6 protein-coding genes are annotated in these 7175 nt (G+C 63.7%); all 6 read right to left on the reverse strand.

Annotated elements, in window-relative coordinates:
• Positions 1-7: 7 nt before the first annotated feature.
• The 6 genes from D2K64_RS19740 to D2K64_RS19765 all read right to left on the reverse strand — a co-directional run bounded on the left by D2K64_RS19740 (position 8) and on the right by D2K64_RS19765 (position 7056).
• On the reverse strand, positions 8-754 hold the full coding sequence (locus tag D2K64_RS19740) for an SDR family NAD(P)-dependent oxidoreductase (protein ID WP_120010098.1): 747 nt from the start codon (positions 752-754) through the stop codon (positions 8-10).
• The gene (locus D2K64_RS19745; RefSeq protein ID WP_120010099.1) at positions 751-2094 is read right to left on the reverse strand and encodes an FAD-binding protein; all 1344 of its coding nucleotides are present in this window, start codon (positions 2092-2094) and stop codon (positions 751-753) included. Before D2K64_RS19745 ends, D2K64_RS19740 begins: the two co-directional genes overlap by 4 nt.
• Entirely contained in the window at positions 2094-3071 is a 978-nt protein-coding gene (locus D2K64_RS19750; protein WP_120010100.1) for a lysylphosphatidylglycerol synthase transmembrane domain-containing protein, read from the reverse strand. The genes D2K64_RS19745 and D2K64_RS19750 overlap by 1 nt, the downstream gene beginning before the upstream one ends.
• Entirely contained in the window at positions 3068-3985 is a 918-nt protein-coding gene (locus D2K64_RS19755) for a decaprenyl-phosphate phosphoribosyltransferase (RefSeq protein ID WP_157985972.1), read from the reverse strand. The genes D2K64_RS19750 and D2K64_RS19755 overlap by 4 nt, the downstream gene beginning before the upstream one ends.
• 1278 nt (positions 3986-5263) lie before the next feature.
• A complete protein-coding gene (locus D2K64_RS19760) occupies positions 5264-6340 on the reverse strand; it encodes an endonuclease/exonuclease/phosphatase family protein (protein WP_120010102.1) in 1077 nt (358 codons plus the stop codon).
• Between the two features lie 245 nt (positions 6341-6585).
• Positions 6586-7056: a transposase gene (locus tag D2K64_RS19765; RefSeq protein ID WP_120010103.1), complete on the reverse strand. Its 471-nt coding sequence runs from the start codon at positions 7054-7056 to the stop codon at positions 6586-6588.
• Between the last annotated feature and the right edge of the window lie 119 nt (positions 7057-7175).

The raw sequence follows: 7175 nt of genomic DNA on the forward strand, positions 1-7175 counted from the left end.
TCCTCGGTCAGATGGAGAGGCGCTTGAACACCGCCTCGGGGATGAGTTTGATGATCAGCATGATCAGACGCCAGAAGCCGGGATAATAGATCTCGTCGCGTCCCCGGCCCGCCGCCTGCAGGCTGGCACGCGCGGCCGCCTGGGGCGAGGCCACCAGGAACAGGCCCGGAAGGCCCCAGGTCATGGCCGTATCGAGAAAGCCGGGCTTCACTGTGACTACGCGCACGCCATCCGCCAGCATGCGCCCGCGCATGCCCTGGAGATAGGTGTGCAGCCCGGCCTTGGCCGAGCCGTAGAGGAAGTTCTTGCGCCGGCCGCGATCGCCGGCCACCGAGCCCAGCACCACCACCGCGCCGCCGCGCTGCGCCCGCAGCCCTGGCTCCAGCCGGTTCAGCAGCGAGACGACGCTGAGGAAGTTCACCTCCAGGATGGAGCGCGCCAGCCGGAAATCCCGCATGGCCGCGTCCTGATCCGGCATGCTGCCGGCGGCGAAGAACAGGTTCAGGCGACGGCCCTGCGCGATGCGCCAGCACCGTTCAACAAAGGCGTCGTGATCCTCGAAGCCGGCGGCATCGAAGTCCAGGCACTCGACGTGGCGGCCGGTCCGCAGGCGCAGATCGGCGGCGGTGTCGGCCAAGTCAGCCTGATCGCGCCCGGCGAGCACGATGTCCGCGCCGCCTTCCGCCGCCGCGCGGGCGAAGGCGCGGGCCACCGAGGAACTGGCGCCGAGCACCACCCAGAGCTCGGCTGTCATGCCGCACCATGGATCTGCAAACGCCGCGCCATGTCCGAACGCATGCGGCCGGAAGGATCGACGCGCCCCAGCACCTCCTGCAGGCGCGGCAGGTCGGGATACATGCGCCGGAAGCCGGCGGGGGACAGGCAGGCGTCCTTGGCCAGGTAGGTCCGGCCGCCATGGTCGAGGATGGTGGCTTCGAGATCGGCCATCAGGGCAGGGGTTCCGGGACGTGCGGGCAGATCGAGCGCCAGGGTAAAGCCCGGCATTGGAAAGGACAGGTAGCCGTGCCCACGCCTGCCCAGCGTCTTGAGCACCGCCAGGAAGGAGGCCGCTCCCGCTTCCGCGATCCGTTCCATCAGCGCCGGCAACCCGCGTTCGGCCGTTGCGTCGGGCAGCACACATTGCAGTTGATAGAAGCCGCGCCGGCCGTAGAGGCGGTTCCAGTCGAGGATCGCGTCCAGCGGGTAGAGGAATTTCTCCAGCGGCAGCACGCGGTCCCGTCCGGCGGCCGGGACTTGGCGGAAATAAGCCTCGTTGAACAGCCTCACGCTGTGGCGGTTCAGGGCGATGCCCGGCAGGTCCACCGGCATGCGGCGCTCGCGGGCGCGGGATGCCGGCGGCACTGCGCCCGTGGCGTATTCCGCTGTCTGCAGGATGCCGCGGCCAAGTTGCACACCGCGCGCCGCACCGTCGATCCAGCCGACCGAGTAGGTGGCCTGGCGCCGGATCTCAGCGAAAGCGGCCATGAAGCTCTGCAGATCCGGCAGACGCCGCTCGCGCACGACGACATGCGACGAAGGTGCCTTTTGCAGGCGGAAGGCGGCGCGCAGGATCACCCCGGTCAGGCCGAGGCCGCCGATGGTGGCGGCGAACAACTCCGGCTCCTCATCGCGGGACGCCCGAAGCGTGCGGCCATCCGGCAGCAGCAGCTCGATCCAGGCCAGATGGTCGCCGAAGCTGCCATTGTGATCATGGTTCTTGCCATGCACGTCGTGGGCGATGGCGCCGCCGACCGTAACGAAGGCGGTGCCCGGCGAAACGGGTGCCACGTAGCCGCGCGGCAGGAAGGTGCGCAGGAAGTCCTGGAACGTCGCTCCGGCCTCACAGACGAGCAAGCCAGTGTCCGGCGAGAAGTCCAGCAGGCGGTTGAGCCGCTGGGTCAGCAAGGTCGCGCCGCCGGAGTTCAACGCCGCATCCCCGTAGCTGCGGCCACCGCCATAGGCGATCAGGCCTGGTTCGGCCTCTGGCGCGGCGAGCAGGGATGCGACCTCGCGCTGCCTTTCCGGCCGGCTTGCCAGGGTCTCGGCGCGCGCGGTACGGCCCCAACCCTGCAGCGTCATGCGTTTCCAGCTCATCAGCGGGCCTGCCGGGCGACGCGCAGGGCCTGCGGCAGGGCGAGGCAACCCAGGGCCACAGCGAACCAGAGCGTTGCCACGCGGATCACCGCGGTGGCCGGGATGGCCAGCTCCATCGGAACGCCCTGTGCCGCCAGCAGAGCCAGCATGGTCGCCTCCGTGCCGCCCACCCCGCCCGGGATCATGGTCATCGCACCCACCAACATGCCGGAGGTGAACACGAAGACGGCCTGATGCAGCGGCAGTTCCGCGCCGAAGGCCTGCAGAACCAGGAAAAAAGCGTAGCATTCCGCCAGCCAGCCTGCCAAGGCGAGGGCGAGGCTCAGCAGCAGGATCTCGGGCGAGAAGAGCAACGCCATCCGCCGCACCATGCCGCGGAGCCGGCCAAACAGGCGCGGCCACCGCCCCGTCGCGCGGAACCCCATACCAACGGCGGCCAGCGCCATCTGCGGCCGAAGCGCCATCAGAAAGGATACGGAGGTCGCGGCGAGGGCGGAGGCCAGCAGCCAGGGCTGCGGCGACACGGCCAGCAGGCACAGCAGCATCAACAATCCGACCGCCCCTAGGTCGCTCAGCCGGTCGGCGGCGAGCACGGGAAGGGTTTTCTCATACGGGGCACCGTTGCAACGCTGCATCATCCAGAGGCGGAAGGCCTCGCCGACGCGGCCTGGGGTCGTGGTGAGGGCGAAACCCGAGACATAATAGAACACCGACTGGGCGAGCGACACCTCGGCGCCGACCCGCCGGCTGTAGATGTGCCAGCGCCAGGAACGCAGCCCGTAATTCACCAGCGACAGGCCGAGGAGCGCCAGCACCAGCTCCAGGCTGAGCAGCCGCAGGTGGGACCAGATCTCCGGCCCGCCGGCCAGGGCGGCAGCCACCGCCATGCCGATGGCGAACAGGCCGACAAAGGCGATGATGCCAAATTCCAGCCGCCGCAGCCGCGGTGCGGAAAGCGCCTCCGCAGCCGGCCTCACAGATGCACCAGCAGCGCGAAGCTGATGGCCCAGCAGAGAACGCTGCCGATCATGAAGCGGTCGGTCAGCAGGATCACGGTTGGCGCACCGGAGCGTTCCTCCACCAGGGTGATCTGCAGGTACCGCAGAATGCCCGCGAGCACGAACGGCATGGTCAGGTAAAGGTCGGGCGTGCCGAACCGCTCCACCGCCGTCTGGTTCGTGGTGTAGATCACGTAGGCCACCAGCAGGGCGCCCAGCACAACCGCGATGGAGGTGTCGAGGAACAGCTTGTTGTATCCGGCGAGGCTTTTGCGATGTCCGGTATCGAGTGCGCGCACCACGTCGTCACGCCGCTTGGCAAGGGCGAGGAACAACGCCGCCAGCCCGACGCAGATCATCACCCAAACCCCGGCAGTGACGCCGATCGCAATGGTGCCGGCCACCATGCGCAGCACGAAACCCAGTGCGATGATCATGACGTCCAGGATCGAGACATTCTTGAGTCCGAATGAGTAGGCAAGATTGATGGCGAAATAAGCTGCGCCGACGCCGGCGAAGCCTGGACTGAGCCATAAGCCGACCCCCAATCCCGCGAGCAGCGTGACAGCAGCGATCGCCAAAGCAAGCGGCAGGCTGACTGCACCGCTCGCGATCGGGCGGAACCGCTTAACCGGGTGCGCGCGATCCGCATGCCGGTCGCAGACGTCGTTGATGACATAGACGGTGCTGGCCAGCAGGCAGAAACTGAGAACCGCCATCATGATGAGGCGAAGATTGGCCAGCGAGAGATCCGCCGGATAAAGCAGCAGCGGCGCTGCCACAATGGCGTTCTTGACCCAGTGGTGAGGCCGAAGGAGGCGCACCGCGGCCGGCAGCCGGAGCGGACCAGCGCCTGGCTCCGCAACCCGCATGCCTGCCAGCGCCGAGAGCATCCCGAGCCGGCCGGCAAATCTGTCGCTCATTCTTGTCACCTCCGGTCGTACAGGTCGCGCAATGCCTCAGCACGGGCATCGAAGTCTCGAAGCAAACATCACTCTTAAACGCAGCAGCAGTCAGTCCAGGCGCAGAACCTGTCTTGAAGCCGGATAAGCACGCGAACCGTAGCAGGGCACACAGCAGGGTTCGGAATGGTCCATTTCCAATCAAGAATTACATTCTCGAAATTTGGTTGCGTAAAAACAGTCTTGCCCGCGCCCCATCGCGAACTTCGGTTATGCGGCTAACGACGACAATGACGAATGGCACGAAACTTCTGGATGAAAGTGGTCCCAGAACGAGATCGTTCGCCATGGGCGAGACAGTTGAGTAACGAGCGTTCAGATTTCCTGCTGATGTGAATGTCACCACTGCATCTACCCGCCGGCGGAGGGCGCCGATTTTCTGCTTGGCTGTTACGATTATGGATAAGGTTGCGCTTGGTAGGTTCGTTCATCCGGCTCGCACATGGTCCGGACGTAGGAGCGAGCACTGCCGTGTAAAACTTCTGTGTCCGCGAGTAAGCGGCCTAAACGACAGTCCTCTCGATGCCAGATCCGGTTGCATGATAACCGGAATCATCAAGCTTGCCGCATCAATGGCTCTGCGGAAAAGCTCTGCACCATCGCTTCAGTCGTTGGAAGAAGATGACCCGGGTGAACTGGATTCCTCCTGCCCAGCCAGAAAGGAAGTGCTATCGCCCTTGCCTCGACTTCAAAGGTCGGCGCTACAGAGTACCCATAGGACAGGTCGGAGGACCCCCGGAGAAAGATTTCTGTAAAAGTCTCTGCATTGGTGCGGTCTGAGGATACAGGCAAGTGCTGTCGGAAGGTATTGCCTTCACAGAAGTTGAAGCCGATAGGCCAGGGTCGGGATTGTTCCACTTGGGCGAGGGTACGCCCCACAACTCAGCAGTGGCGCTCTAGCAGGGCCGCTATGCTCGCTCCCCTTCGAGGGAGCAGAACCGGATTGATGCCGTGCACAGTGCTGGTGCTCATCTTGGCGGCGGCGTTGGCGAGGAACCTTGTCAGGCCGGCACTTGCCCGACCTGCAACATGGCAGCTTCTTAGAACTGCCTCCTACGTTTGGCATAGCGTAGAGCATCGGCAGGAGCATGCGGCTGTCCTCGCCTATGGCCTGCATCAGGTTTGGCTGGCGGACCGCCCTCAGCATGCGTGTGAGAATGCCACATGGTGCGGTTCCGCGCGGTCTCTTGGATGCCGAGGGGCGGGTTGTTACGGCTTTCCACGAGCTTTTTCTCGGCCCTCGCGGACCGCCTCTCGACTTTCTTGGATGTCCTCCCGTTCGGGAGCCGGTACGGCCTGCCGCGGTGCACTTTCCGGACGATGGCATAGAGAGATGAAGAAGGGGAAGTGATCCGAACCAATATCCGGCATCACCTCCATCCTGATCAACGTGAAAGAGGCTTCGAAAAAAACGTGGTCGAGCGGCCACTTCAAGAGCGGCCAATTGGCGTTGAAGGTTGGATAGAGACCACGGCCGATCCGAGGATCGAGCAGTCCACTGATCTCCTGAAAACTGCGTGTGGTGCGGGACCAAGCTACGTCATTGAGATCGCCTGCCACTATCGCCGGCTTCGCCCGCTCGCGGACGTTTCGCGCAACGATCATCAGTTCTGCATCCCGTTGTTCCGTGTCTTGCAAGGGTGGTGGTTTGGGATGGACCCCATGGAAGTCGATGATGGCGCCGGATGGGAGTTCGACTTGAGTTTCGATGGACGGAACATAGTCCTCAATCAGGAAGCGGATGTCTGGATCGATCAGCTTGAGCTTCGAAAACAGATGAATTCCATAGGTGTTATCCTGCGGCTTCCTCAAAGCGTAGCCATAATCGGCGTCTAATGGAGCGAGATGCCGATCCCACCACTCGTTGGTTTCAAGGAGCAGAACCATGTCCGGCCTTACCTGCCCGATTAAATCCAGTAGACGCTGCGCTTGGCGATTTTCCTGCAGCACATTCGCCGACAACAAAGTAACCTGGGATTTGTCGGCGCAAATCCTATCCTGTAGGGCCTCGGCGCCGTGGAGCGGCGTGTAGGGTATGATGCGCCAGATCTGGTAGGCGAAAGCGGCCGTGACGGCCACGAGAAGAACAACGGAACGTCGCCGGCGAATTTGCAACAGCGGAAGTAAGCCGATAATGACTAGCGAAAGCAAAGCTGCAATTTGTAGCCGCGGAAAATCAAAAATCCGAATCCATGCCTCGTTGCTCGGTAACAGCGGCAACATCGTGGCTACGAAAGCAAACACTCCGATGACGATCAAGATAGACCGAAGGATTATCTTCAGCATTGACGTCCATTTTCCGGCTATACCATAGCTTGTTCATAACGCTAGATGTTGACGCTGGATACAGGAGGACGCCTTGAATTACCGACTGCTGCGCGGCCCGGCAGCAGGACCATCGCCTCAGGCTGCGACGTGCCTCTGCTGACAGGGTCGGATCAGCGGCTTTGAACGACGGGTGCCGCTTTTTGCCGGCGCTGTAGGGTTACGCGGGCGCAGTCCGGGCGCTGAGCCAGGCGAGGCGGGTGAAGTTATAGGCCAGGTTGGCCATGCCGATCTTCACCTGGGCCCCTGTCCAGGCCGATGGTGGGCACGAACAGCGCCATGCGGTGCTTCTGGGCGGCAAAAACATGCTCGATGCCTGAGCGGATCCGGGCGCGTGCGGCATTGGCCTTGGCCTGCTGCTCAGAGAGTTTGCGCCGAGGTGGCCGGCGGAACTGGATGCGCTCGCTCAGACCGCGGCGTTCCAAGACCTCCAGATTGCGCCTGGTGCGGTAGGCAGTGTCCGCCCAAACGCGGCTGGCCGTGTTCTCGGGGTCGAGCAGGCCAGCAAAGCTGCGGCTATCATGTTGGGCGGCATCGGTGACCGTCCAGCGGCGGATCAGCCCGTGCCGCCGGTCGATGCCGATGTGGTTCTTGTAGCCAAAGATCGGCACCGCGATCTGGATGGCCTGCGCTGATGGCCTTGTTTGGGCTTGGTCCTGCCGCGCTTGAGGGTCCACCGCGCATCACGATCCTTCTGTGCCCGCTTGGCCTTCGACCAATGCGCCGGCGTACCGCCCTCGCGGATGGTGGCCTTCTCCTCCACGGTGAGCTTCTGGCGTGGCGCGGCGATCAGGGT

It is taken from the genome of Teichococcus vastitatis (assembly GCF_003604215.1).
Classification (GTDB): domain Bacteria; phylum Pseudomonadota; class Alphaproteobacteria; order Acetobacterales; family Acetobacteraceae; genus Pseudoroseomonas; species Pseudoroseomonas vastitatis.